Raw genomic sequence first — 304 nt, forward strand, 5'->3', positions numbered from 1 at the left:
CCACCCACCGCGTCCTTGATGGATTCAGTCACGATGGTCGGACCGGTGTAAACGTCGTTGCCGACGCTGACCGGCAGGCTACCGGAGCTCTGGCCTTCGGCGATGGTGATGACCTTGCCGCTGTCCAACGTCACGGTCACTGGACCGTTCTGCGCGGTGACTGGTTTGCCCTGGGCATCGGTCAGCGTGGCGGTGTAGGTGATGGTGCCGTTTTCATCCACGCTCGGGGTGGCGGTCAGGGTCACGGTGGTGGTGTCGTTGACGTCGTTGACCGTGGTGGTCACTGGCGTTGTGTTTGGCGACA

1 protein-coding gene is annotated in these 304 nt (G+C 62.8%); it reads right to left on the minus strand.

The genetic code is table 11. The annotated features are described in order from the left end of the window. A partial coding sequence (locus Q8X48_RS29940; RefSeq protein ID WP_407802680.1) for an immunoglobulin-like domain-containing protein occupies positions 1–304 on the minus strand: 304 nt, incomplete at both ends.

Origin of the sequence: Pseudomonas sp. QLc11A, from assembly GCF_052112305.1 — a bacterium.
GTDB classification, from domain to species: domain Bacteria; phylum Pseudomonadota; class Gammaproteobacteria; order Pseudomonadales; family Pseudomonadaceae; genus Aquipseudomonas; species Aquipseudomonas laurylsulfatiphila.